24 protein-coding genes are annotated in these 25273 nt (G+C 60.1%); 13 read left to right on the top strand and 11 right to left on the bottom strand.

Annotation, left to right across the window (positions count from 1 at the left end; translation table 11 throughout):
- The first annotated feature begins 13 nt into the window (after positions 1–13).
- Positions 14–2611 (top strand): GGDEF domain-containing protein, encoded by a 2598-nt coding sequence (locus AC1DV6_RS14510; RefSeq protein WP_477978564.1) that lies wholly within the window; start codon positions 14–16, stop codon positions 2609–2611.
- 153 nt (positions 2612–2764) lie between these two features.
- Positions 2765–3064 carry a hypothetical protein gene (locus AC1DV6_RS14505; RefSeq protein WP_477978562.1) on the top strand — a complete coding sequence of 100 codons (300 nt, stop codon included), beginning with the start codon at positions 2765–2767 and terminating at the stop codon, positions 3062–3064.
- A 137-nt stretch (positions 3065–3201) separates the two neighbouring features.
- Here AC1DV6_RS14505 and AC1DV6_RS14500 read toward each other — a convergent pair whose 3' ends face one another.
- Together AC1DV6_RS14500 and AC1DV6_RS14495 are read right to left on the bottom strand one after the other, a co-directional pair.
- Entirely contained in the window at positions 3202–4704 is a 1503-nt protein-coding gene (locus AC1DV6_RS14500) for an FAD-linked oxidase C-terminal domain-containing protein (RefSeq protein ID WP_477978560.1), read from the bottom strand.
- A 100-nt stretch (positions 4705–4804) separates the two neighbouring features.
- Positions 4805–5692 carry a LysR substrate-binding domain-containing protein gene (locus AC1DV6_RS14495; RefSeq protein ID WP_477978558.1) on the bottom strand — a complete coding sequence of 296 codons (888 nt, stop codon included), beginning with the start codon at positions 5690–5692 and terminating at the stop codon, positions 4805–4807.
- Positions 5693–5771: 79 nt separating this feature from the next.
- Here AC1DV6_RS14495 and AC1DV6_RS14490 point away from each other — a divergent pair, with 79 nt between their 5' ends.
- The gene (locus AC1DV6_RS14490; protein WP_477978556.1) at positions 5772–7076 is read left to right on the top strand and encodes an MFS transporter; all 1305 of its coding nucleotides are present in this window, start codon (positions 5772–5774) and stop codon (positions 7074–7076) included.
- A 10-nt stretch (positions 7077–7086) separates the two neighbouring features.
- On the opposite strand, the gene AC1DV6_RS14485 is transcribed toward AC1DV6_RS14490, so the two are convergent.
- Positions 7087–8586 carry a carboxypeptidase M32 gene (locus AC1DV6_RS14485; protein ID WP_477978554.1) on the bottom strand — a complete coding sequence of 500 codons (1500 nt, stop codon included), beginning with the start codon at positions 8584–8586 and terminating at the stop codon, positions 7087–7089.
- A gap of 98 nt (positions 8587–8684) precedes the next feature.
- Between AC1DV6_RS14485 and asd the strand changes: the two genes are divergently transcribed.
- Positions 8685–9536, top strand: coding sequence for an archaetidylserine decarboxylase (asd, locus tag AC1DV6_RS14480; RefSeq protein WP_477978552.1), 852 nt, complete (start codon positions 8685–8687; stop codon positions 9534–9536).
- Positions 9537–9538: 2 nt separating this feature from the next.
- Here asd and AC1DV6_RS14475 read toward each other — a convergent pair whose 3' ends face one another.
- Positions 9539–10039: an RDD family protein gene (locus AC1DV6_RS14475; protein WP_477978550.1), complete on the bottom strand. Its 501-nt coding sequence runs from the start codon at positions 10037–10039 to the stop codon at positions 9539–9541.
- Positions 10036–10884, bottom strand: coding sequence for a formyltetrahydrofolate deformylase (gene purU / locus AC1DV6_RS14470; RefSeq protein WP_477978548.1), 849 nt, complete (start codon positions 10882–10884; stop codon positions 10036–10038). The genes AC1DV6_RS14475 and purU overlap by 4 nt, the downstream gene beginning before the upstream one ends.
- Before the next feature lie 56 nt (positions 10885–10940).
- Here purU and AC1DV6_RS14465 point away from each other — a divergent pair, with 56 nt between their 5' ends.
- Positions 10941–12068, top strand: a complete 1128-nt coding sequence (locus tag AC1DV6_RS14465) for an aminotransferase class V-fold PLP-dependent enzyme (protein ID WP_477978546.1) — start codon at positions 10941–10943, stop codon at positions 12066–12068.
- Here the strand turns inward: AC1DV6_RS14465 and AC1DV6_RS14460 are convergent.
- Together AC1DV6_RS14460 and AC1DV6_RS14455 are read right to left on the bottom strand one after the other, a co-directional pair.
- A complete protein-coding gene (locus AC1DV6_RS14460) occupies positions 12065–12376 on the bottom strand; it encodes a BTH_I0359 family protein (RefSeq protein ID WP_477978544.1) in 312 nt (103 codons plus the stop codon). The genes AC1DV6_RS14465 and AC1DV6_RS14460 overlap by 4 nt on opposite strands.
- Positions 12377–12476: 100 nt before the next feature.
- On the bottom strand, positions 12477–13565 hold the full coding sequence (locus AC1DV6_RS14455; protein ID WP_477978542.1) for a DUF3108 domain-containing protein: 1089 nt from the start codon (positions 13563–13565) through the stop codon (positions 12477–12479).
- Positions 13566–13625: 60 nt separating this feature from the next.
- Here AC1DV6_RS14455 and AC1DV6_RS14450 point away from each other — a divergent pair, with 60 nt between their 5' ends.
- Complete coding sequence (locus AC1DV6_RS14450) at positions 13626–14636, top strand: fumarylacetoacetate hydrolase family protein (RefSeq protein ID WP_477978540.1); 1011 nt, start codon at positions 13626–13628, stop codon at positions 14634–14636.
- Between the two features lie 31 nt (positions 14637–14667).
- On the opposite strand, the gene AC1DV6_RS14445 is transcribed toward AC1DV6_RS14450, so the two are convergent.
- The 4 genes from AC1DV6_RS14445 to AC1DV6_RS14430 are packed head-to-tail and all read right to left on the bottom strand — an operon-like array spanning position 14668 to position 17264.
- Positions 14668–15765 (bottom strand): acyltransferase family protein, encoded by a 1098-nt coding sequence (locus AC1DV6_RS14445; RefSeq protein WP_477978538.1) that lies wholly within the window; start codon positions 15763–15765, stop codon positions 14668–14670.
- 38 nt (positions 15766–15803) lie between these two features.
- Entirely contained in the window at positions 15804–16208 is a 405-nt protein-coding gene (locus AC1DV6_RS14440; RefSeq protein ID WP_477978536.1) for a hypothetical protein, read from the bottom strand.
- A gap of 22 nt (positions 16209–16230) precedes the next feature.
- The gene (locus tag AC1DV6_RS14435; RefSeq protein WP_477978534.1) at positions 16231–16842 is read right to left on the bottom strand and encodes a MarC family protein; all 612 of its coding nucleotides are present in this window, start codon (positions 16840–16842) and stop codon (positions 16231–16233) included.
- The gene (locus AC1DV6_RS14430) at positions 16839–17264 is read right to left on the bottom strand and encodes a VOC family protein (RefSeq protein ID WP_477978532.1); all 426 of its coding nucleotides are present in this window, start codon (positions 17262–17264) and stop codon (positions 16839–16841) included. Before AC1DV6_RS14430 ends, AC1DV6_RS14435 begins: the two co-directional genes overlap by 4 nt.
- Positions 17265–17299: 35 nt before the next feature.
- On the opposite strand from AC1DV6_RS14430, the gene AC1DV6_RS14425 reads away from it, so the two are divergent.
- The 7 genes from AC1DV6_RS14425 to AC1DV6_RS14395 all read left to right on the top strand — a co-directional run bounded on the left by AC1DV6_RS14425 (position 17300) and on the right by AC1DV6_RS14395 (position 25237).
- Positions 17300–17656 (top strand): hypothetical protein, encoded by a 357-nt coding sequence (locus AC1DV6_RS14425; RefSeq protein WP_477978530.1) that lies wholly within the window; start codon positions 17300–17302, stop codon positions 17654–17656.
- 76 nt (positions 17657–17732) lie between these two features.
- Entirely contained in the window at positions 17733–20072 is a 2340-nt protein-coding gene (locus AC1DV6_RS14420) for a TonB-dependent receptor (RefSeq protein ID WP_477978528.1), read from the top strand.
- Positions 20073–20147: 75 nt separating this feature from the next.
- A complete protein-coding gene (locus AC1DV6_RS14415) occupies positions 20148–20654 on the top strand; it encodes a YcnI family copper-binding membrane protein (protein ID WP_477978526.1) in 507 nt (168 codons plus the stop codon).
- A 28-nt stretch (positions 20655–20682) separates the two neighbouring features.
- On the top strand, positions 20683–21126 hold the full coding sequence (locus AC1DV6_RS14410) for a copper chaperone PCu(A)C (RefSeq protein WP_477978524.1): 444 nt from the start codon (positions 20683–20685) through the stop codon (positions 21124–21126).
- Between the two features lie 57 nt (positions 21127–21183).
- Entirely contained in the window at positions 21184–21852 is a 669-nt protein-coding gene (locus AC1DV6_RS14405; RefSeq protein WP_477978523.1) for a PhaM family polyhydroxyalkanoate granule multifunctional regulatory protein, read from the top strand.
- 28 nt (positions 21853–21880) lie between these two features.
- Complete coding sequence (locus AC1DV6_RS14400; RefSeq protein ID WP_477978522.1) at positions 21881–23137, top strand: FIST signal transduction protein; 1257 nt, start codon at positions 21881–21883, stop codon at positions 23135–23137.
- Positions 23138–23440: 303 nt separating this feature from the next.
- Positions 23441–25237 carry a methyl-accepting chemotaxis protein gene (locus tag AC1DV6_RS14395; protein ID WP_477978521.1) on the top strand — a complete coding sequence of 599 codons (1797 nt, stop codon included), beginning with the start codon at positions 23441–23443 and terminating at the stop codon, positions 25235–25237.
- Positions 25238–25273: the final 36 nt, after the last annotated feature.

Below are 25273 nucleotides of genomic sequence, written 5' to 3'. Positions count from 1 at the left end.
AAGTCGGACATCTGTGCGCAATCTGCAACTCTTTATCCTCAATGCGGAGGTTGCCCGACTGGAAACCCAGTTGGCGGAGTTGGAGGGGGCGCAGCGTTTGCCAAGGCTGGTCGAGTTGGCCTGGCATTTGCGCCAGCGCGATTGCAAGCGGGTGCTGGCTCTGCTCGATGAAGCGCAAATCCTGCTGGCCAGCGTGAATATTCCAGAAGCAGAGCGTCTCCACATCACTGCACGTATCACGCTGACGCGCGCTGAAGAGCGGCTGGTATTTGCCGATCTGGAGCCGGCGCTGCAACTGGCAGAGACGGCCGGCGTGGCATTTGAGCAGGTGAGAGACCTGTTGGGCATGGGCGACGTCATGTGGACCAAGGCCTCCATCCTGGTTGACCAGGTCGGCGGCGAAAAGCCTGATGACGCGCTGGCCAAAGCCAGTGCGCTCTATGGCGAAGCGGGCGACACCCAGCGTCAGGAAATGGCCATGGCGCGCCGCTTGGTGTATTCCTCTTTCCGCGACCCTGTGGCGACTGGCCAGATGCTGGCCCAGCAATTCCCTGGCGATGCGCCGCGCACGCCGTTTGTCGAGTACTGGATTTCGACCGCAAAGGCCAATGTTGCCGGTCTCACCAATGATCCTGGCTCTTCGGTTCGCCATGATCTGGCTGCCTATCAGTTTGCACTGGAGTTTGGCTTCATTCGCCAGGCGCTGGTGTCTGCAAACAATGCGGCAGAAAGCTTCGCCATGTTGGGCGATCTGGATGCCGCACTGGAGTGGAGCGACCAGGCGCTTGCGCTGGCCCGCCCCACCGGTTGGCCGGCCAGTGTCGGGCTGTGCCTGTTGCAAACAGGCGATGTGCTGCGCTTGCTGAGGCGCTATGACGAAGCGCGCGCGCATTTGCAAGAGGCGCTCAGCGAAATGGATGCGCTGGCAGGCTCGCGCAACTACGAGCAGGTGCTGGGCAACCTGGGCCAACTTGAGTTGGATGTGGGTGACTATGCGGCCGGCCTGGAATGGTTTGTCCAATTCGAAAAACGTGTGCATTCACGCCAAGAGCCAGACCTTACCGCCAAGGCTTGGCGTGGTCAGGCCAGCGCGCTCTACCATCTGGGCCGCATGGAAGAGGCCCAGTCCAAGGCCAATGCCGCGCTGGCGTTGGCAACAGAACATGGCAATGCGGATGGACAAATCCAGATCCTGGGCGTGCTGGCGCAAATCCACACCGATGGCAATTTGCCTCCGCCGGCCGGCATGTCCGCACCTTCGGCGGCGTTGCATTATCTGTACCTGGCGCAGGACATCGCATCCCGCATCAGTGGCTACGCGGTCTCTCCCGATTTGCTGAAGCAGGTCGCTGTGGCCTATGCCTCGATCGGGGACTATCGCGCTGCCTTTGAAAACGGCCTCAAGGCTGCCGAGGCCCGCAACCGTGGCCGCAACCAGGAAGCGCAACGGCGCGCGTTGGCGATCCAGATTCGCCAGGAAGTCGAGCGCGCCAAGGCAGAAACCGAGCGCCACCGCGAGATGGCCACGGCACTTCGCGAAACCGCAGCCACGCTGGAAACACTGGGTACGATTGGCCGTGAGATTACGGCCAGCCTGAATTCCCAGGCCGTCTTTGAAGCCTTGCACCGCCACGTCAATGACTTGCTGGACGCCACGGTGTTTTCGATCTACCTGATCGATGAAGAGCACAAATTCCTGTTGCCTGCGTTTGCGATGGAGCAGGGCGCACCCATGCCCGCGCGCCCGGTCGCGCTGGCCAACCCTACTTCCAGGTCAGCGCGCTCAGCGCGCCGACGTGAAGAGGTCATCCAGAATCTGAACGCCGGCCAGGTCAGCCCCAACCTGATTCCCGGAACATTGCCGACCTTCAGCATGTTGTACTTTCCCTTGGTCGTGGGAGAGCGCCTGTTGGGCGTGATGTCTATCCAATCGCCACGGATCAGGGCCTACGGCGAGCGTGAGCAATCCATTTTTCGTGCGCTGTGTGCCTATGGCGCGATCGCACTGGACAACGCGGCCGCCTACAGCGCCGCAGAAAACGCGCAGCGGCGCGCTGACCAGGCGCTGGCAGAACTGCGCGAAACGCAGGCGCGGCTGGTGGAGCAAAACCTGCAGTTGGAGCGTCTCGCTGTCACGGACCAGTTGACGGGTTTGTTCAACCGCCTGCGCCTGGACCACACACTGGAAGAAGAGCATTCACGCAACATGCGCTACGGCACAAGCTTCTGTGTGCTGCTGCTGGACATTGACCAGTTCAAAGCCGTCAATGACACCTATGGACACCAGACCGGGGATGAGGTGCTGGTCGGCATTGCCCGCACGCTGCAGGACGTGATCCGCGAGGTGGACGTTGCGGGGCGCTGGGGCGGTGAGGAGTTCCTGATCATTTGCCGTGAAACCGCACTCGATGGTGCACTGGTGCTGGCCGAGAAACTGCGCACGGCCATCCACGCGCGCGTCTACGACAAGGTCGGAAAAATGTCGGCCAGTTTTGGCGTGGCCATGTTCCGCCCTGGTGAGGTACTCACAGAGACCATTGCCCGTGCCGACGCGGCGCTGTACCGCGCCAAACAGGCGGGGCGCAATCGGGTGGAAAACGGCGAGCTCTGACGCTGCAAAGCGACGGAAGCGGACATCTCAAAAGTATCCCCCTATGGGGACTTCCAGGCTTCAACCTCGAACAGAAGATTGGTAAATCTGCGGCATGGTCCATTCTTGCAACTGGCCGGGACTGCCTTTATTTTTATACCGGTATAGACAGACATGAAACTTGCTGAAAAAGAGGCGCTGCTAGTGGCGGTCACCGCCATTGTGCTTGGGGCATTTACGGTATTTGTGTCACTCGGCTTTATAGAATTGCCCGGAAGGCTACCTGGCCGGGGCGTTACAAAATTCCCCGCGCCGCCATGGGTTGGTGCGTGTGCAGGATCGGCCTTTCTTTTTTCAGGAATCTCACTCCTGCTCAAACGATTCCAGCTTAAATTTGCAGCAGGTATTGCGGGTGTGCTGGGATGTCTTGCGCTGGTTACCGCGTTGATGTGGTCAGCGATAACATGGAGCTAAGTCCTTCCAACTTGGCAATCGACACCGACGCTTTGTGCCGATCATCTTGACGCTATGCGCTGAAGTCGTGTCTGCTTTAGCGCGACAAAAAAGTCTGCTCTCAGCCGGAGGCCGACCTGCCCCTCCCCACCTGTCACTTAGAACCGTGGCAGATCCGGGTGCTTGATCTGCCCGCCGCGCACCAGCATCTTTCCGTATTCCGCACAGCGTTGCAGCGTTGGAATCACCTTGCCGGGGTTGAGCAGTCCCTTGGGATCGAAGGCGGCTTTCAGCGCAAACATCTGCGCGTTTTCTTCTGCAGAAAACTGCACGCACATGCTGTTGAGTTTTTCCACGCCCACGCCGTGCTCGCCGGTCACCGTGCCGCCCATCGCGACACTGGTTTCCAGGATGTCGGCGCCAAACAGTTCGCAACGGTGCAACTGATCCGGGTCGTTCGCATCAAACAGGATCAGAGGATGCAGGTTGCCGTCACCTGCGTGGAACACGTTGGCGCAGCGCAGCTGGTATTTCTTTTCCATCTCGGCAATCGCCAGCAGGATGTCGGCCAGGCGCTTGCGCGGGATGGTGGAGTCCATACACATGTAATCCGGGCTGATGCGGCCGGATGCGGGGAAGGCATTCTTGCGGCCGCTCCAGAAACGCAGGCGCTCCGCTTCGCTGTTGCTCACCGCAATTTGTGTCGCACCGTGGGCAGACAGCACGGCGCTCATGCGGCCGATCTCTTCTTCCACTTCTTCCGGCGTGCCATCGCTCTCGCACAGCAAAATCGCTGCGGCATTCAAGTCATAGCCCGCATGCACGAAATCTTCAACCGCTGCCGTCATGGGCTTGTCCATCATCTCCAGCCCGGCGGGGATGATGCCTGCGGCGATCACTGCGGCCACCGCGTCGCCGGCTTTGCGCAGGTCGTCAAAGCTGGCCATGATGCAGCGCGCGAGTATCGGTTTGGGCAACAGCTTGACGGTGACTTCAGTCACCACGGCCAGCATGCCTTCGCTACCGATCAGTACGCTGAGCAAATCGTAGCCCGGCGTGTCCAGTGCGTCCGAACCAAACTCAACGGGTTCACCCTCTACCGTGTAGCCCCGCACCTTTTGTACGTTGTGCAGCGTCATGCCGTATTTGAGGCAGTGCACACCGCCAGAGTTCTCGGCCACATTGCCACCAATCGTGCATGCGATCTGGCTGCTGGGGTCGGGCGCGTAGTAGAGGCCCAGTGGCGCAGCGGCTTCGCTGATCGCCAGGTTGCGCACCCCGCATTGCACAACAGCCGTGCGGCTGCGCTTGTCCAGGGACACGATCTTGTTGAACTTGGCCAGCGACAGCGTGACACCCATGGCGTGCGGCATCGCGCCACCAGACAGGCCAGTACCCGCGCCGCGCGCCACCACCGGCACGTTCAGCACATGGCAGGCCTTCAGCACCGCGGCGACCTGCGCTTCTGTCTCCGGCAACGCCACCAGCAACGGGCGTTCACGGTAGGCGGTCAGTCCGTCGCATTCGTACGGTGTCGTGTCTTCATGCCGGTATAGCAGTGCATGTTGAGGCAAATAGGCCTGCAACGCCCGTACTACGTGCGTAAGCAGCTCTTTTTTTTGTAGCAAATCAGTGTTGGGCAGCGAAGCAGGGGCGTTCATGAAGAGGCTCGGAGATGTTCCAGCACTCTAGTCCAGAAGTTGTCCAGCCGGCATGAAAAATCTTGCACCGCCCCGTGAAACGACCGCCCCACCGTGGGGGTCATGCCAGCGTCCGCTTCAACCACTCCGCAAACGCGCTGACCTCCCAGCGGTCCATCGCGCCGGTGCGCCAGCACAGGTAGTGCGCGTGCGGGCTGGGGATGTTGCGCAGGAACACGTCATGGGTGCCCAGTCGCACCAGCGATCCGTTTTCCAGCCATGGTGCGCCCAGCTTCAGGCGTACCAGCGCCACGCCCATACCGGCGGCGGCCGCGTCGCACATCAAGCCAATATCATTGAACTGCGAGCCTTCGACCGGCTCGGGCCAGTCCAGGCCGACCGCCGCGAACCAGGTCCGCCAGGGTTCCAGCGGGCTGCGCAGCAGCGAAACATTCTGCAAGTCCTGTGCCGCTTCAAACGGTCCGTGCTCGCGTACAAAGGTGGGCGAAGCCAGTGGCGTCACTTCGTCTTTGGTCAGGCACACGTACTCCAGATCGGCATAGCGGCCGGGGCCAAAGCGCACGGTCAGGTCGGCGTCTTCGGCCACCACGTCCAGCAAGGGGATGGAGACGCCCAGCGTCAAATCAATCTCGGGATAGGCCTCAGTGAACTGGCGCAGGCGCGGGATCAGGAGCGAGCGTGCAAACGTGGGCGTCACCGCAACGCGCAGTTTGCGTTTGCCAGGTGCGGCCGAAGACGATGGAAATTTTTGCAGCGTCGCCAATCCTTCGCGCACATGGGCCAAGTATTCGCTGCCTTCGGTCGTCAGTGAAAAATCGGCGCGGCCAAACAGTTTGGTGCCAATGATCTGCTCGAGCTGGCGCACGCGGTGGCTGACGGCACTGGGGGTGACGAACAACTCTTCCGCCGCCAGCGTGACCGAGCGCAAGCGGGCCAGTGCTTCAAACGTCAATAGACACTGGATAGGTGGAATGCGTGCGGTGCTCATTCCACCATTGTCACACTTGGCTAGAATGAACCATCAGGGTTTTGTCACTGCAAGACCCCTGCTACCCCCAATCCAATCCATGACGCCCAAAGCCACAAGCGCAGGGCGCCAGCTATTGCTCCGTTTGCGGGCAATGTGGCCTGCGCTCCCTGCCCATGACCTGTTACGTGACGCCACGTACCGGCGCTTGTGGCTGTCCATTCTGATTAGCTCGTTTGGTGGCCAGATCACGATGCTGGCCTTGCCGCTCACTGCTGCGGTGTTGTTGAAAGCCACTCCGTCGCAGATGGGTGTGCTGACCGCGATGGAGCTGCTGCCCTTTGTGTTGCTGTCGCTGCCTGCCGGTGTCTGGCTTGATCGCGTGCGCAAGCTGCCTGTCTATGTGATCGGCGAAGGCGTAATCGCAATCGTGCTGGCCAGCGTGCCAGTCGCCTGGTACTTCGATCTGCTAAACATGCCCTTCATGTACATCGTGGCTTTCTCCATCGGCTGCGTGTTCGTCACGGCGGGTACCGCCTCGCAGATCGTGTTGACCCAGGTGGTGCCGCGCGAGCGGCTGGTGGAGGCCCATGCAAAGAACGCGCTGGCCTCTTCGGGGGCAGAAGTCGCCGGCCCTGGTGTCGCAGGTGCGCTGATCAAGATGCTTGGAGCGCCGTTCGCGTTGTTGGCGGATGCGCTGTTGCTGATCTTCAGCGTGTTAATTCTGCGTGGCCTGAAGGTTACTGAGAATCTGGTTAGCAAGGAGCAAACGCATTTCTGGCGCGATCTGAAGGAAGGTCTGCAGTTTGTGGTCGGTCAGCCATTGCTGGTGTCCCTGTCGGTCTCGGTAGGTGCCTGGCAGCTGTTTCACCAGTGCGCGATGGTGGTGCAGATTCTGTTTGCGACCCGGGAGTTGGGCTTGAACGAAAACCAGGTGGGCCTGTGCTACGTCGGCTTGGGTGCAGGCACCGTGCTGGCCAGCATTTTTGGCAACCGCATCTCCCGCCGCATTGGCCCAGGCCCCTGTCTGGTCCTGGGTATTGCCGTCACCAGTCTGGGCTGGCTACAACTCGCGTTGATGCCGGTAGGCCCTTGGGGTATTGCGTCTTTTGTGCTGATGCTGATTTGCTTTGGACTGGGCGCGGTGCTGCTGTTCATCAACTTCCTGGCGCTGCGCCAAGCCGTGACGCCCGAGCCCTTGCTGGGGCGCATGACCAGCACCATGCGCTGGTTGATTCTGATTCCCGCAGGCCCTGGTGCGCTATTGGGCGGCTACTTGGGCGAACACCTGGGACTGCGTTATGCGATGGGCCTGGGCGGCGTTGGCACGCTGCTGCTGGCACTGTGGGCATGGCACCACCCGGGCATTCGCAATGTGCGCAGCCTGCCCGAGGCCACGCACTGAGGTCTGCAACTTAACCCAGGTAACGCCGCTCCAGATGGGCGCGGAAATGGCTGGGGTTTAGCGTTTCGCCGGTGGCGCGGCGCACCAGTTCATTGGTATCCCACAGGCTGGCTTGGCTCCAGATGTTGGCTTTGAGCCAGTCGAAGATGGCTGCAAGTTCGCCGCGTGCGATCAGCGCATCCAGATCGGGGTGCAGCTTGCGGATGGTTGCGAAATACTGCGCCGCATACATCGCGCCCAATGTGTAGCTGGGGAAGTAGCCAAAGCTGCCACCGGTCCAGTGGATGTCCTGCAGGCAGCCGTCGCGGTAATTGCCGCGGGTATCGACACCCAGGTACTGCATCATCTTTTCGTCCCAGATCGCAGGGATGTCTTCGGGTTGGATCTCGCCATCCACCAAGGCGCGCTCAATTTCAAAGCGCAGGATGACGTGGGCGGGGTACGTCAACTCGTCGGCATCGACGCGGATGAAATCCGGCTTCACGCGGGTGTAGAGCTTTGCGAGGTTGTCTGCATCAAAGGCCTTCTGATCACCCAGATGCTTCTTCACCAGAGGGGAGATCAATTGCAGGAAGGCCGGGTTGCGCCCGAGTTGCATTTCAAACGACAGCGACTGGCTTTCGTGGATGCCCATGGAGCGGGCACGGCCCACCGGCAGGTGCACTGTGTCGCGCGGCAGGTTTTGCTCGTAGCGCGCATGGCCGGTTTCGTGCACGATGCCCATCATGCTGCGCTTGAAGTCGTCTTCGTTGTAGCGCGTGGTGATGCGCACGTCTTCGGCAACGCCGCCGCAAAACGGGTGCGTGGAAATATCGAGCCGGCCACCGTCGAAATCAAAGCCGAGGATGGCCATGACTTCCACACCCAGCGCGCGTTGGCTCTCGATGGAGAAGGGGCCGTTGGCTTCCAGCGTGGTTTCGTTGGCCTGCTTGTCGCGCACCTTGGTGATCAGGTTGGGAAGCCAGGTTTTGACATCGCCAAAAATTGTTTCAATGTCTGCAGATCGCGTGCCTGGTTCGTACTTGGACATCAATGCGTCGTAGGGGCTCACGCCCTGCGCGTCGGAGAGGATTTGCGCCTCTTGGCGCGACAGTGCAACCACTTCGCGCAGGTTCACCAGGAAGCCCGCCCAGTCGTTTTCCTTGCGCTGTGTGCGCCATGCGTGTTCGCAGCGGGTGCCCGCCAGGCTTTGCGCTTCCACTAACTTTTCCGGCAGCAGATTGGTCAGGCTCCAGTCGCGTTGCATCTCACGCAGATTGGCGCGCTGTGTGCTGTCCAGACTTTCCTGCTCTGCTGTTTTCATCAAATCAGGCATGGCCGGATCGGTCAGGGTCTGGTGCATCAACACCTGCAGCTCAGCCATCGCTGCGCCGCGCGCTGAGTTGCCTTTGGACGGCATCATCGCGGCCTGGTCCCAACCGGCCAGGGAGCCCAAGTGGCTATAGCGGTACAGGCGGGTGAATCGGGTGGTGAGTGCGCTATAGGCGGCTGTAGTTGCAGTTGCTTGCATGGGTATCCTGAAATGGCTGTCTCTGTGCGCGCATTGTCCCATTGGGCGCATGGGCCTGCTGGGTACAATGAAATTCCTGATTTCCTGCTTGATATTCCATGTCCGATCGCCTCGCCGTTTTGCCCCAATACCTCTTTCCCAAACGGGCACTCACTGTGTTTGGGGGCTGGGTGGCTGGTGATAAAGGCGGTGCGCGCACCGCGGCGCTGATTCGCTGGTTTGTTCGCAAGTACGGCGTCAATATGGCCGAGGCTGCGAATTCCGACATCGCCAGCTACGCCAGCTTCAATGAATTCTTTACCCGCGCGTTGAAAGAAGGCGCGCGTCCATTGGCTGCTGCTGATTTCATCTGCCCGGTAGACGGCGCGATCAGCCAGTTCGGCGCGATTGACAAAGACCAGCTGTTCCAGGCCAAGGGCCACACTTACAGCTCGACCGCGCTGGTCGGTGGCGATGCAACACTGGCCGCGCAGTTTGATAACGGTAGCTTCGCCACGATCTACCTGAGCCCGCGTGACTACCATCGCATCCACATGCCATGCGACGGCCAGCTGCGCCGCATGATTTACGTTCCCGGCGACCTGTTCTCCGTCAATCCGACTACCGCACGCGGCGTACCGGGCCTTTTTGCCCGCAACGAGCGCGTGGTCTGTGTGTTTGATACGGCGCACGGCCCCATGGTGTTGACACTGGTGGGCGCCACGGTGGTGGGCAGCATGGCCACGGTCTGGCATGGACTGGTAAACCCGCCGCGCAGCCCGCAGATCTGCGAGTGGCACTACGACGCAGGCGCGGTATCTCTGCGCAAAGGCGAAGAAATGGGGCGCTTCCTGTTAGGCTCCACCGTGGTGATGCTGTTTCCCAAAGATGCGATGCAGTTCAATGCGCAGTGGCAGCCCGCCGGGCCGGTGCGCTTGGGTGAGGCGATGGGCGATCGCCCGGCCAGCTAGGTTTACAAGGTTCTAGGTGCGCGCGTATCGAGCACTACGGTGTGCGCAATCTTGTCCTGAATCGCTTGGCGGTTCGGATCCCACAGTATTTGGATAAAGCCAAAGGTTCCGGTCGCCAGTCCTGCAGCGTATCCACCGTAACGGCTGAAGCACAACAGCAGTGTCAGCGGCCGCCCCGTCAGCTCCACGACCTGCAAGCCGAACAGCTTCTTGCCCAGCGTCTGTCCATGTAGCCAGTAGGGCACCAGTGTGAAATACGCCATGGCCCAGCCGATGCTTAGCCCCAAGTTTTCCGACCAGTGCGGTGGTTCGCCCAGCAATGAGGCTTGTATATGGGACAGGATGGTCACAGCCAGTCCATCCACCGCCAGTGCCCACAGGCGCTGCGAGGGGCGGGCCAGCGGAGCCCCCACCAGATGCGATGCAACATTCAAAGTGTCGGGCGTCACCCGCGCTTGGCGCATCCAGCCAATCTTGGTGGAGGCTAAGCGCAACAGGCTCACTTGAAGATCACGGTCTTGTGGCCGTTGAGCAGTACGCGGTGTTCGCTGTGCCATTTGACGGCGCGGGCCAGCACCTGGCTCTCGGTGTCGCGGCCCATCGCGGTGAGGTCTTCCACGGTTTTGCTGTGGTCTGCGCGGGCGACGTCCTGCTCGATGATCGGGCCTTCGTCCAGATCGGCGGTCACATAGTGCGCAGTCGCGCCAATCAGTTTCACGCCGCGGTCGTGCGCCTGGTAGTAGGGCTTCGCACCCTTGAAGCTGGGCAGGAAGGAATGGTGGATATTGATGGCTTTGCCCGCGAGCGCGCGGCACATGTCGTCACTCAGGATTTGCATGTAGCGCGCCAGCACGACCAGTTCGGCTTCTTCGGCCGCAATGATTTCCAGCTGTTTGGCTTCTGCAAGTGCCTTGGTGTTGGCCGTCATCGGAATGTGATGGAACGGTACGTTGTAGCTGGCGGCCAGCTGATAGAACTCGCGGTGGTTGGAGATGATCGCGCGGATGTCTATGGGCAGCAGACCGCTCTTCCAGCGGAACAGCAAATCGTTCAGGCAATGGCCTTCCTTGCTGACCAATAGCACGGTGCGCATGGGCTGGGCCGTGGCGTGCAGGCTCCATTGCATCTCATACGGCTTGGCGAACAGGCCCAGCGCGATGCGCAGGTCTGCGTGGGTGCGCTGAACACAACGGAACTGCACGCGCTGAAAAAACAGGCCGGTATCCGGGTCGTTGTACTGGGCAGCTTCTTCGATGTTGCCACCTTGCTCCAGCAGGAAGCCGGATACGGCGTGCACTAGCCCCATGCGGTCAGGGCAGGACAGGGTCAGAATGTAGGTCGGGCTCATAATGTTTGAATTGTCGCAGCATCGCCCTGTCGACCATTACAAAAGAGGAACAACATATGCCAGGCTTGTTACCCCAGGTCGACCCTGATGGTCTGCTTGAGTTTTCGGTGGTCTACACCGACCGCGCGCTCAACCACATGTCACAGCGCTTTCAGGGCGTGATGCGCGATCTCTCCCGCAGCTTGAAAGAGGTCTACCACGCCAAATCAGTGGCCATTGTTCCGGGCAGCGGAACCTTTGGTATGGAAGCTGTCGCGCGCCAGTTCGCAACCGGCAAGAAAACGCTGGTTGTGCGCAATGGCTGGTTCAGCTACCGCTGGACGCAGATTTTTGAGATGGGCAATATTCCTGCCTCGTCCACCGTGTTGAAAGCTCGACGTATTGCCGAGGGCTCGCAAGCGCCCTGGGCGCCGTGCCCCATCGCTGAGGTCGTGGAGACGATTGCCCGCGACAAGCCCGACGTCGTCTTCGCGCCGCATGTCGAGACAGCCGCTGGCATGTTGTTGCCCGATGACTATTTGCGCCAGATGGCCGAGGCCGTGCATGCGCACGGCGGGTTGCTGGTGCTTGATTGCATTGCGTCCGGCACGCTGTGGGTGGATATGCAAGCCACTGGTGTGGATGTGCTGATCACTGCGCCGCAAAAAGGCTGGAGCAGTTCACCGGGCTGTGCGATGGTGATGCTCAGCGAGCGTGCCCGCACGGCCATCGATGGAACTGTCAGTACCAGTTTTGCAGCAGACCTGAAGAAATGGCTGCAGATCATGGAGAGCTATGAGGCTGGCGGACACGCCTACCATGCGACCATGCCGACCGACACGCTGGTGCGCTTGCGTGACACGATGGATGAAACCTCGCGCTATGGCCTGGAGAAGGTGCGCCAAGAGCAACTGGAATTAGGTTTGAAAGTACGTACGCTGCTGGAGGGAAATGGTTTTGCCAGTGTCGCCGCGCCGGGCTTCAAGGCGCCGGGCGTGGTGGTGAGTTACACCACCGACGCAGGCATTCACAACAGCAAGAAGTTTTTGGCCTTGGGTTTGCAGACGGCAGCGGGTGTGCCGTTGCAATGCGATGAGCCAGCCGATTTCATGACGTTCCGGATCGGCCTGTTTGGCCTGGACAAGCTCCACCACGTGGAGCGCACCGTCGCGCAGGTAGCGACGGCGCTGAAAAGCTTGACCTAGTGAACCATCACCGGGTTTTGCGCTAGCCCGGCGTATTGCTCCAGCGTGTCTTCCACTTCTTCCTGGGTGGGCGTATTCACCTGCCAGGCCATGATGTGCTGCTGGAAGAGTTCGGCCCAGGAGCCATCCAGATACACCTCTTTGCCGCTGCGCTTGTCCACGATCTCGAACCCGTGACGGGCCAGCACCGGCACAGAGTGGATCTGCATGTCGGAGTCGGAGATTTCGGGGAGTTCGATCCCTTCGAGTTCTGCGTTGGCCAACATGTGGGTTACGGAGAAGGTCTCTGAATCGTAGAGTGTGTGCATCGCAACTAATTTCCTGTAGATAAGAGGCCAGTTGGTAGCGTTTCTGCTGATTTCAAGGTTAACAGCATTTATGCGCTTTCACGCATACGCGCCGTGAATCTCAGGGAATTTGTGTAGAACGCCACATTTGATCCACAAAATCGCTACTGCCTTGCGTCAGGCGGATGCGAACGGGCAAGTAGCCCAGCGATGGTGCAATCCATATTTCCGCTTTGGCATCGTTTTCGCCCAGCGAGTCGCGTACCAGTTTGATGGTGGGAACTTCACCGCCAGGGAGTTTCAGCGTCTCGGCCGCACCGACCTTGAAAACCCAGTTCTCCGCGCTGCGGGGGCCTATCGCCTGGAAAGACAACACAACACCCTGGATCAGGCGGTTGGGGTTGCCGCCAAATAGCGCCGCCAGTTGCATGAAGACGCTGAGTTGGTCTTGCGCGCCGGCCGTCAATTGCACGTCTGGCGTGTTGGCGCTGAAGCTGACCTTGTTCTTCTCACGCTCAAAATGGGCGGCTACTTCGCTGCGCACCTTGTCCCCGAAACGCAGAGGCTCCAGGCCCTGTGCGGTGAGCGCGCCCTTGCTGGTCTGTGTCCGAGACGCGATCCAGTGGGTGATCTGCAGGCGGGCGTCGTAATTCTTGCCGTCGTGCTTCCACACCAGCTCTGCATTCGCAGAGTACGGAATGCCCGAGATCTCGCCTTTGACGTCATACAGCAAGCGTGTTGGGTTGGGGATGACGAGGGCCAGCGGAGTGCCGTCATCGACCAGCCCTGCCACGCCATAGGCGGAGTCGCCATCGTCCCCAAATGGCGTTAGCGGGGCCAATGGCGCCAGTGGTACCGCCGATACCGCGGGCGCGGGCGGTAGGGGAGATACAGGTGCAATGTCCTGAAAGCTGGGAGCTGGTGTGGCAATGGGTGCAGGCATCTGCATCACGGACTCTGCGGGCGCAGGGGGCGCTGGTGGAGGCTCCGAGGCGGGCAGCGGGATCGTGCGGGTCACAAAGGCTTCTGTGCTGCGGCTGCTGCCAGCCAAACCGCCGTCAGAATCCCAATTGGGCAAGAGGGAAGGCAGTCCGCCCAATAGCCCCCAATGGGCCAGCATTACCAACAGGGTTAGCCCAACCAGCATCTGCCGTTGCGCGCGCGTGCCGATGGAACCAATCGCCGGGTTCGGCAGGGAAGGGGATGGCATGGAGAAGGTGGACATAACCGGTATAACGTTTTCAGTGTAATTCAGAGCGACAATTCCCTTATGAAACTCGCAACTTATAAAGACGGATCCCGCGATGGCCAGTTGGTCGTCGTCTCCCGTGACCTCAGCCAGGCGGCTTACCCCTCGCAAATTGTCAACCGCATGCAGCAAGTGCTGGACGACTGGAATTACCTCAGCCCGCAACTGCAGGACGTCTACGACGCGCTTAATAGTAGCCGCGCCCGCAATGCTTTTCCGTTCGACAGCACACAGTGCATGGCGCCGCTACCGCGTGCCTACCAGTGGGCGGATGGCTCGGCTTATATCAACCATGTGGAACTGGTGCGCAAGGCGCGTAACGCGGAAGTGCCGGAAAGCTTTTACACCGATCCGCTGATGTACCAGGGCGGCAGCGACGATTTTCTCGGGCCCTGTGATCCGATCGTGTCGACCGATGTGGGGCACGGTATTGATTTTGAATCCGAAGTGGCTGTGATCACCGGCGACTTGCCCATGGGCTGCACGCCAGAGCGCGCGCTGGACGGCATCCGCCTGGTGATGCTGGCCAACGACGTAAGTCTGCGCAATCTGATCCCGAACGAACTGGGCAAGGGCTTTGGCTTTGTGCAAAGCAAGCCGGCCACAGCCTTCAGCCCGGTGGCGGTGACGCCGGATGAGCTGGGCGACGCCTGGATTAAAGGCCGTGTGCACCTCACGTTGCAAAGCACCTGGAACGGCCGCAAGGTCGGCATGTGCGAGGCCGGGCCTGACATGACATTCCATTTTGGGCAGCTGATTGCTCACCTGTGCAAGACGCGCAACGTGCGCGCTGGTTCCATCATTGGTTCAGGCACGGTCAGCAATAAGGGTGTGGAGAAAAAGGGCCGTACGGAATGGCCCAACGGCTACAGCTGCATCGCCGAGAAGCGCTGCATCGAAACCATTCTGGACGGCAAGCCCAGCACCGAGTTCATGCAGGACGGCGACACGATTCGTATCGAAATGAAGGGCCGTGATGGCGCGAATATCTTCGGGGCGATTGAGCAGACGGTGAAGGTTTCGGCTAAATAGCGCGACCTGGAGTGGACGGGCCCCGCTATCCTCAGGCCGCCTTTGAGTCCACCGGATTCGCAATGGTTCGCCGCGAAAGCAGTTTTTGCCCCAATGCAATCCCACGCTTCTCTATCAGATGCCATGACGCAAGCCCCAAAAGAGCGGCGATCAGTAGCGATGCCATTTGGTTGAATTGCGTTCCGTGACCTGGCCAAACACATACCAGTATTTGCTGGATCAGGAATCCCCAGAGGTATACGCCGTAGGAGATGTCGACGGGCGGCTTCAGTTTGAGAAAAAATGGCTGCCATGAGATATACAAGATTGCGTAAAACGCGGCCGCGTAGAAGATGTAGATAGACGCGGGGAGATCGCTCAATACCCAGTAAGCCAGGCATAAGAGAAACAACGTTGGCAGATTGACCTCGATGGATTCCTTGAATGCGGCAAGAACTGCTCCAAGTGCAAAACACGGAATCAGCAAGTCGACCATGGGGTTGGGTGTTCGCCAGGGCAGCAGGAATCGCGCTCCGAAGATTGGGTCGGCGGCAAAAAACAGGAGCGCAATACCGCCTATGGCTAGGCATCGGCCTGCGATGCCTGACCCAATCGCCTTGAAAGCACCAATGGAGAACAAAATCAGAAGTGAGATGTACGCCAGGACCTCTATCCTGAGCGACCAGAGTGAGCCATTGACCGCGGCTCTATAGGGGTTGTCCAGAAAAACACCGGGCAACTGGTGGTTTGCGAAGAGCACAGCGTTTTTGAGCAGGTACAAATACGTTTGACCTTGCGTGAAGTATTCGTGCGACGGCAGGCTGGTAACCAGCGGACCCACCACCAAAGCAGTGACAACAAGCAACGCAATGAGGCCGGGCCATATTCTGAACACGCGGGCTATGACGAAGGCCCAAATATCGCGTTTCTTCAACAAGCTGTCGGTGACCACCAGGCCACTGAGAAAGAAGAATATTTTTACAGCTAGCGAGCCGGAATAGTCGTACGGCAGCTTGCTACCGATGAAGTCCGTATAACCTTCTTGAGGGGCCAACGCATAGGCGTGGCCGTAGATCACCATTGCAGCGGCAATGAGCCGAAAGAGGTCGAAATTGTTGTTGTCGCGTTGCAGTAAATTGGCGAGCTTCATGGAATAGTGTGACAGTCAACGCTTGTGCCCTGTGGGCCTTACAGGTCCCGATCCTTGGTGACATGCCACGCAAAGCATTTCGCCAGAGTCGGTGGAATGCCCTTCGCCTTTTGCTTCACCCATTTCGCAATTTCCAGTTCCTCATCGGGGTCCGCTCGACCTCCCCATGCCACCAGATATTGGCTCTTCAAAGGGTCTGATTTGAAGAAGATGAATGCGTTGTCTGTGACATGCGTTTTGACATAAATGATGTGCCAGTTGCCATTGCGATACGACTGCAGCACATCCACCGAGCGGACTTTGATTTGCTTTGCAATCACAGGCGCCAGCTCCAGTTTTCGAGCCTCGGTCAGCGTTCTGTCGATGCCGTCGCAGGAGGCTGCATTGGCCGCGACTGACGCCGCGGTTGCGCTGAGTGCAATCAGTAGAAGTTTCAAACGCATTTCAGATCCCCTCTCTAAAATCTCACAATCCCTGTCCATTCATCAGCCGCAAGATGAACACTTTGGCCCCACCCAGCATCATCTCAATGGCGACCGCCACCAAGACCAGGCCCATCAGCCGTTCCATCGCCAGCACCAACTTGTCGCCGATGATGCGCTGGATGCGTTCGGCGGAGACCAGTACCACGGCGCTGATCAGCATCGTGACGCATAGCGCGGCGATCCATTCCAGTCGCTTTTCGGGTTGGTGGGACACCAGCAGCAATACGGTTGCGAGTGCAGAGGGACCAGCAACAGCGGGTACGGCCAGTGGCACGATCAGCGGCTCGCCTACCAGCTCAGCTTCTGTGCCATGGGTTGGCGGGAACACCATGCGCAGTGCGATCAAAAACAGAATCACGCCGCCGCCGATCTGCAGCGACAGCTCGGAGAGGTTCATCACCTCCAGAAAGCTCTCGCCGACAAACATAAAGGTCAACAACAGCGCAAACGCAATCAGGATTTCGCGCAGGATGACTTTGGCGCGGCGCTCGGGCGCGACGTGTTTGAGCGCATTGGCAAAGATGGGGATGTTGCCGATCGGATCGGTGATCAGGACCAGCAGGATGGTGGCGGACCAGAAGGTGTAGTTCATGTCGAATAGACCTTGTCGAGATTGGCGAAGCCCTTGATCTCTATCGGGTTGCCACTGGGGTCGAGGAAGAACATCGTCCACTGCTCGCCCGGCTCACCGGCAAAGCGCACTTGCGGCTCCATCACAAATTGGAGCTTTGCTGCCTGCAAGCGCGCTGCGAGAGCCTGCCAGTCCGGCAGTGCTAGCACCAGACCAAAGTGCGGCATCGGGACCATGTGGTCGCCGACGCGGCCAGTGTTGGTGGTGGCAAATGGCGTGCCAAGGTGGACGGAAATCTGGTGCCCAAAGAAGTCAAAATCCACCCAGGTGGCGGTGCTGCGGCCTTCCTTGCAACCCATGACACCACCGTAAAACTGGCGGGCCTGGTCCAGGTCGGTCACGTGGAAAGCGAAGTGGAAAGCTGAACGAAACACGTGGGGCATAAAGCAATGCTAACCGCTGCGGTGATAATCAGGCCATGCAAACCCTGCGCCGATTCACCAACCTGACCCGCTTCATGCTGGTGTGGTTTGTGCTGTCGCTCGGGGTGGCGGTGGCCTCGCCGATTGTCAAACCGCAGGACATCCTGCTGGTCTGCTCGGCGTCTGGCGCCACCAAGGTGTTGGTGCAAGCGGATGACGGCAGCACGTCTGAGCTGGGCGCGTCCGCGATGGACTGCCCGCTGTGCGTGACCGGCGGGGCTCCGCCTATGGCCCTGCAGACGCAGGTCGAACCCGCGCAACCGCTGGTCTACGCCCTGCAGAGCATCCCCAGCGCGCACATTGCTGCGCGTACCGCTGCGCCGCTTCCGGCGCGCGGACCTCCTTCCCTCTGAGCTATCAATTTTGTAGCTGCTTACGCACATCCTGTGCGCTTTGCAGCCCGTTTTCTTTGGTATTTCAGAGTATTTCATGCGCAAACATTGCATTGCGTTGGCCAGCTTCATTTCGGTCAGCGCATTCCCTTTCGCTAGCCCCGCATGGGCCAACCACGAAACCCCCGGCAAAGACCTGGGCGTCGTGACCATCACCAACAGCGGTCAACCTACCTCGTTGCCCACGCAAATCCCAACCACGATGGAGGGCATCACCGGCGCGCAGATTGAGCAGGTCATCAACGCCACCGACAGCGAAGACGCGATCCGCTACCTGCCAAGCCTGTTGGTGCGCAAGCGCTATATCGCCGACTACAACCACGCTGTGCTGTCCAGCCGCGCGTCGGGCACCGGCAACAGCGTGCGCTCGGCCGTCTATGCCGACGGCATTTTGTTGAGCAACTATCTGGGCAATGGCGCAACTTACGCGCCCCGCTGGGGACTGGTAACGCCGGAAGAAATTGCGCGCGTCGACGTGATGTACGGCCCATTCTCGGCCGCCTACCCCGGTAACTCGGTGGGAGCGGTGGTCGATTACGTGACGCGCATGCCCAAGCAGCTGGAGGCGCATGTGAAGGCTGGTTACGTGAGTCAGCCTTTCAGCGTGTACAACACCAACGAAACCTACAAGGCCTGGCAAACCAGTGCTTCGCTGGGCAGTCGCGAAGGCGACTGGTCGTGGTTCATCAACCTGAACCGCACCAACAGCCATGGTCAGCCGCTGACTTTTCCTACGCGCCTCAAGAGCGCGGGCGTGGCAGGGTCTGCGGGAGTAGCAGTCACCGGTGCAGTGCTGGACGCCAACAACGCGAACCAGCCCTGGTTCAACCTGGGTACCGGCACCGAATACACCACGGGGCAAGACCACGCCAAGATCAAGCTGGCCTACGACGTGACACCGACCGTGCGCGCGAGCTACACCTACGGCCTGTGGAAAAACACGTCCGAAGGCCGCCCCACCACCTACCTGCGCGATGCCAATGGCAATCCGGTCTACAGCGGCGCCATCAACATCGGCGGCCTCGCGTTTACAGGCGCCAACGCGCTTGGTGGTGGAGACTACCCACTAACCAATGAAGACCTGACACAAAGCATGCACGGCCTGTCGCTCAAGAGCCACGCGATGGGTGCGTTCGATTGGGAAATCGCTGCCAGCCAGTACCGCTATGGCACCGACACCAACCGCCGCAACGCTGCGAATAACCCGCTGCCCACCGCGCAAAGCGGTGGCGCAGGCACGATGGCCGACGCGGGTGGTACGGGCTGGAACGCGCTGGCGCTCAAGGGCATCTGGCGCCCTGACGGCAAGCAGGGCGCGCACATCGTGGACTTTGGCCTGCAGCAAGACCGCTACGTGTTTCGCACGCTGACCTCCAACATCAACGGCAACTGGATCACCGATGCGCCTGGCAGCCTGGTCAACGACGCAGGGGGCACCGCGATCACCCGCGCGCTGTATGTACAAGACAGTTGGGCTTTTGCCCCGCGCTGGAAAACGGTGCTGGGTGTCCGCCTGGAAAACTGGGCCACCGCAGATGGCTTCACAACCTTCGGCGCGGGCAACGCGGCCAATGCAAGCTACGCGGGCCACAGCGAAGACTTTGTCTCGCCCAAGGCCGCACTGTCGTACGCGCTGACGCAGGACACGGTACTCAAAGCCTCGCTGGGCCGTGCGGTGCGCTTCCCCACCGTGACCGAGTTGTATGGCGCGACGTCGACGACCAATTCCCAGTACATCAACGACCCCAACCTGAAGCCCGAGAAGTCTTGGACCACCGAGCTGAGCGTCGAGAGAGACTTGGGCCACGCGAGCTGGCGTGCGACCTGGTTTGCGGAAGACACACGGGACGCGCTGTATTCGCAAACCACGTTGGACGCAGTGGCCAACAGAAACATCAGCCGAGTGCAAAACGTGGGCCGCATCCAGACGCAAGGCCTGGAAGTCGCGGCCAAAGGCGAGAGCGCGTGGCTGCACGGCCTGGATGTATCGGGCAGCATCACCTTCACCGACTCCACGATCAGGGAGAACGCAGGTTTTGTAGCAGTTGCTGGTGACACGATCGGCAAACGCCAGCCGAATATTCCGGCTTGGCGCGCGACAGCGTTGCTGAGCTACCAGTGGGACAGCCAGTGGAGCACCAGCCTGGGCGCACGCTACAGCGGCCCGCAGTTCCGCACGCTGAACAATGCCGACGTCAATGGCTATACCTACCAGGGCGTCAGCGAGTTTTTCACGGCGGATGTGCGCGTGCGCTTCAAGGCCAGCAAGAACTGGAGTGCATCGTTGGGTATCGACAACCTGAACAACTACCAGTACTGGAACTTCCACCCCTACCCCCAGCGCAGCTACAGTGCAGAGCTGAAGTGGGATCTTTGATGCGATTGCCCTTTTGAAAAGAAACTTATGTCACTCCCATTTGCTACTAAATTTATAGCTGCTTGCGCACTTTCCATGGGCGCCACAACCTCTTTTGCCCACATTGTTTTGCAGGATGGCGCAGCTGCGGCCGGTGCCAGCTACCGCGCCGTGCTGCGCTTGGGCCATGGCTGCGACGGCTCCGCCACTACCGGAATCACCGTCACGCTGCCAGCCGGTTTCAACGGCGCGCAGCCCATGCCCAAGGCGGGTTGGACGGTGACCACCAAGGTAGGCAAGCTGGCCCAGCCGTATGCGTCGCACGGCAAGACCTTCAGCGACGGTGTGTTGGAAATCAGCTGGGTCGCCAAGGGGGCCGAGAATGCGTTGCCCGACGCGTTCTACGATGAGTTTGTGTTGCGCGGCACGACGCCTGCCAAGCCCGGACCGCTGTGGTTCAAGGTTGTGCAAACTTGCGAGAAGGGGAGCACGGCCTGGGTCGAAGTGCCAACATCTGGCACCGCGACCAAGGGTTTGAAGAACCCCGCCGCGTTGCTGGAAGTTCTGGATGTACAAGCCGCCCCCGGCGGCCACAACCACTGATCTCCATTTATTTTCAACAGGAGTACTTATGAAATTCACGTCATTTATCGGCGCAGCCATCGTGGCCATTGCCGCGCCTTGTATTGCACAAGCGCAAAGCCTGGACGTCAAAAATGCATGGGCACGTGCCACGGTGCAGGGCCAGAAGGCCACCGGTGCTTTCATGACGATCACCTCCAGGGACGCAGGCAAGCTGGTGAGCGTGTCGTCGCCCGTCGCCGGTGTAGCCGAGGTGCATGAAATGAAGATGGATGGCGACGTGATGAAGATGCGTGCCGTCGAAGGGGGGCTGGATTTGCCGGCAGGCCAGGCCGTTGAGTTGAAACCCGGCGGTTATCACGTGATGCTGATGGACCTGAAGCTTCCTTTGGTGAAAGAAACGACGATTCCGATGACGCTGGTGTTCAAGGACGGCAAGGGCAAGGAGAGCAAGCTGGAGGTGAAGGTTCCGGTTTCGACCGTGAAGCCTTAGGGGGCGGAAATTGGAGTAAGCTGACACAGTCAGTTCCAGCCTTCCCAAGGAGACTCCATGAGCGATTCAGAACAATCAGGCTTTGGCAAATTCGTTCCCGGTTTCGATTTCCTGCAAAACCTGGCCAAAGGCGCGACCAACAATATTCCGCAAATGCCCAACCTGGGTAACTGGGTTGCGCCCACGTTGAACGTGGAGGAGTTGGAAAAACGCATTGAAGAACTCAAGAACGTGCACTTCTGGCTGGAACAAAACTCCCGTGCTTTGGGCGCCACCATCCAGGCGCTGGAAGTGCAGAAGATGACGCTGGCCACGCTCAAGGGCATGAACTTCAACATTGGCGACGTGGCCAACGCGCTCAAGCTCAAGGCGGCGGACTCAGTGGCTTCCAGCGTGCAGCGGGTTACAGAGAAAGCGGCCAGTACCGCCAAGACCATTTCCGATGTGGCAAGTGGCAACAGTAAGTCCGGCAAAGCGAAAGCGGCTGCGGCAGGTGTGCCCGGTATGGTGGACCCACTGCAGTTGTGGGGGTCGCTGACGCAACAGTTCCAGCAAATTGCCAGTAGCGCAATGAAAGAGGCCACGGCCAAAACGGCGGTCGACATGACCAAAAACATGGCAACCGGATTCGCCAAGGAAGCTTTGAAATCGGCCAAGGCCGCCGGTAAAAAAACGGTTGCCAAACGCGCTGCGGCGCGCACAGCGGCAAAACGTACGACCCGTTAGCACAACCTTTTGAAGGAGGGCGCTCGCCATGCTCCTTTTCCCAAACGCCCACGCCACGCATCCGCAGTGGGGTATGGCGGCGGCGCTGGTGTTGGCCCAGTTGCGCGGCCAGATGGCCTTGCCCGGCTATGCCCGCAGCCCTTCGCTTGCGCTGCTCTACATCACCGACCACTACGCGCCTTACGCGCAAGACATTCTGGAGCACCTGGGTGCGGAGCTGCCCTGGGTGACCGACTGGTCCGGCACCGTGGGCATAGGCATCGCGGCCAACGGCGTGGAATATTTTGACGAGCCCGCGATGGCGGTCATGCTGCTGGATGTTCCTGCCGACCAGTACCGCGTGTTCTCCGGCGTGGCGCCACTGGGCATTGGTTTTGAAGCAGCGACTGCGCTGGTGCATGCCGATGCATCGACCGTTGATCTGGCTGAGCTGGTGGGCGAGATGGCGGCGCGCACCGACAGTGGTTATCTGTTTGGCGGCGTTGCCAGCAGCAGATCCACAAGCATGCAGTTTGCGATTGCAGGCGACGGCAATCTGCGCGGCTATGGCGCTGCCAGTGGCGTGTTCAGTGGCGGCTTGAGCGGCGTGGCGTTTGGTTCCGAGGTGAGCATGGTGTCGCGTGTCACCCAAGGCTGCAAGCCCGTCGCGAAGCAGCGCACGGTGACTGAAGCGGACCACAACCTGGTGTTGCAATTGGACGGCAAGCCCGCGCTGGACGTGCTGCTGGAAGACCTGGCCATTTCGCTGGAAGAGCCGCAGCGAGCGCTGGACGTGGTGCGTGCCACGCTGGTGGGTCTTAGTGCCGCACCCGAAAAAGACGCAACTCGCATTGCACCGCCGGCTGGCAACTTTGGCAGCGATACCATGGTGCGCCACATCATCGGGCTGGACCCGGGCCGCCGCGGCGTGGCGATTGCAGACTATGTGCAATCCGGTATGCAGTTCACGTTTTGCCAGCGCAATGTGCACGCCGCGCGCGCCGACCTCATGCGTATCTGCGCCGAGATCCGGGAAGAGCTGGAGCCAGAAGAAATCGCCGTGACGTCAGCGCATTCTGCGGATGCGCCTGAGCCGGAATCTGGTGGGGCCGAGCGTATTCTGGGCGCGGTCTATGTCAGCTGCTCGGGCCGCGGTGGGCCGCATTTCGGTGGCCCTAGCGCGGAGCTGCAGATCGTGCGGCGCGTGCTGGGCGATGTGCCGCTGGTAGGCTTCTTTGCCGGCGGCGAAATCGCCCATGACCACTTGTATGGCTATACCGGTGTATTGACCGTGTTTGTGGCCTAACCACAATATTGAGGCACCAAAAAAAGTCCCCCAAGCCAGCGTTTGGGGGTAATATTTTGCGGCGATCGGTAAATAGCATGTGACGACTCCCCATGGCAACAAAACCCGTGGGATGACAAAGGAGTCCTTGCGGATAACAACAGCAATCACGTCGCTTGGGTGCCAAAACTTTTGGCAGGAATCGTTCATCTTAAAAACCGCAGGGCCGGGGCCAACCTGGAAGCACTGTGGAATCCGTCGTTGGGGCATGTAGCCAAGCCAGTGGGATAGAGAGAACACCATCAACCAAGGGAGACCACCACCATGGATAGCCAAGCCAAACCGGGTTTCAATTTCGGGACCATCAAGGCCCGCCTCATCTTCAGCTACCTGATCCTGGCCTTGGCCGTAGTGATGGTGTCGGTGATGGCACTCAGCAACCTCAGCACTGCGCAGGCCAACTTCGAGCACCAGATCAATGTAGTGGAGAGGGAGGATGGAATGCTAGTCACGCTGTTCGATGCGGTCAACGCCCGCGCTGTGGCGGCCCGAAACATCGTGCTGCTGGACGATGCCGCCCAAGTCGCGATCGAGAAGAAAAGTATCGACGTTTCTTTTGAGCGGATCAATACATCCATGAAAAACCTGAAGGCCGCGCTGACTGAAGACGGTGCGAGCGCGGCAGGTTTGCTGCGCAAGATAGAAGAAATTGAAAAGATCGAGATCAAGTACGCCGCGATCGCCACCGAGATTGTGAAGAAGGCGCTCGCAGGCGACCGCGATGGCGCGTCCAAACAGATCGTGAGTGAATGCCGTCCGCTGCTGATGTCCCTGGTCGCCGCGGTGGAGTCTGCCAAGACGGAGGTTCGCGACACTGGCGAACGCGATGTAGCAGCCTCGCGGGCCCAGAGTCAGAATTTGCGCATGCAGATGTTCCTGGCCATCGCCGTGGCCCTTGTGGTGGCGGGTGTGTTGGCCGCGGTGATGACGAAGAAGATTACGCGCCCCATCTCCCAGGCGGTCACCATTGCCGAAACGGTGGCCTCGGGCGATCTGACCTCGCGCATTGACACCAGCAGCAGCGATGAAACCGGCCAGCTGTTGCGCGCCTTGCGCGCCATGCAGGACGGGCTGGTGAGCGTGGTGTCCAGTGTGCGCAGCGGCTCCGAATCGGTGTCCACAGCTAGCGCCGAAATCGCCCAAGGCAACCACGACCTGAGTGCCCGCACCGAACAACAGGCCAGCGCGCTGCAAGAAACTGCGGCCAGCATGGAGCAACTGAATTCCGCCGTCAAACAGAACGCGGACAACGCGCGCCAGGCCAATCAGCTGGCGCAAAGTGCCAGCACGGTCGCCGTTCAGGGCGGGGAAGTCGTCGGCCAGGTGGTGGAGACCATGAAAGGCATCAACGACGCCAGCCGCAAGATCAGCGACATCATCAGCGTGATCGATGGCATCGCCTTCCAGACCAACATCCTTGCCCTCAACGCCGCGGTGGAGGCCGCACGTGCCGGCGAGCAAGGCCGGGGCTTCGCGGTCGTGGCCAGCGAAGTGCGTTCACTGGCGGGCCGCAGTGCAGAGGCGGCGAAGGAAATCAAGAACCTTATTGGTGCCAGCGTGGAACGCGTGGAGCAGGGCACGGCGCTGGTCGACAAGGCCGGTAGCACCATGACTGAAGTGGTAGCCAGCATTCGCCGCGTGACTGACATCATGGGTGAGATCAGTGCCGCGAGCAATGAGCAAAGCGCCGGTGTGGCGCAGGTGGACCAAGCCATCGCGCAGATGGACCAGAGCACGCAGCAAAACGCGGCGCTGGTGGAGCAAATGGCTGCGGCTGCAACCAGCCTCAAAGGCCAGTCCGGCGATCTGGTGCAGACCGTGGCGGTGTTCAAGCTGTCGTCAGACCATGGTGCCTACTCTGCGGCCTTGCCTGGCCCCCGCCCCGCAAAAGCAACGCTGCCCAAGCCCACTGCTGGTGTTTCCAAAACTGTTGCACGCGCCATCGTTACCAAACCTTTGGCCGCTCCCAGGGCATCCACCCCCGTGGCGCATGCGGCGGCTCCCAAGAGCAGCTCCAAGCCGGTGACTGCTGGTGGCGACGAAGACTGGGAAACTTTTTAAGTCAAATCAAGCGCTGGCGCCCGCGGAATGTGCGTA

The organism is Rhodoferax sp. P2_H8_2, from assembly GCF_056403235.1.
This window is presented reverse-complemented; position numbering and strand designations above follow the sequence as displayed.